The sequence below is a fragment of the Vibrio sp. 03_296 genome (genome assembly GCF_002265885.1).
The window spans coordinates 1-528 of record NZ_NPKW01001228.1 but is presented as its reverse complement, the minus strand read 5'-3'; the positions used below and the strand labels follow the sequence as shown (position 1 = coordinate 528).

General features: G+C 45.1%; 1 protein-coding gene. It reads right to left on the bottom strand.

Annotation, left to right across the window (positions count from 1 at the left end):
- A partial coding sequence (locus CIK04_RS31180) for a helix-turn-helix domain-containing protein (protein ID WP_142995052.1) occupies window positions 1-245 on the bottom strand: 245 nt, incomplete at its 3' end.
- Between the last annotated feature and the right edge of the window lie 283 nt (window positions 246-528).

Sequence of the window (528 nt, the reverse complement as noted above, 5' to 3'; positions counted from 1 at the left end):
CTTTTGCTGTAGCGCTTGTTTCTGCGCGAGCGGCTCAGCCGGTTACGAGCCATTTGCTGTGCCCGCCGTGGTTGATAAGAGTACCTATCGAAGAACTTGTTGTAACGACAATTGCGTTCAATTTCTCGATAGATAGTGGCTTTATGGCGCCCCAGTTGTTTAGCTATTTTAGCGGTACTAATTCCTTGCTTTCTGAGCGCAGAAATCATATACCTTTCGTTCTCAGTGAGGTGTGTGTATTTCATGTTTTTTACTTCTTGGCGGGAGCAAAGTTCATGATTATCGCACCTTACTGTTTTTATGTTCAGAGGTGTCGCACTTCGTACTTGAATCCAAGCCCCATAACAAAGCGTTTAAGTGGGATTTGGCACGCGTGGCATTTTCGGTTTGCGTTGGGTTCGGTGATTAAGTCGCTGTGCGGTAGCTTTTGTATTGTGTGCCTGCACCCCTTAACGCGGCGTTATATGCTTTCAAAATCTGTGAGTAAAAAGGAGCTTAAAATGATTCTAAATCACGTCTCAGTTGGTG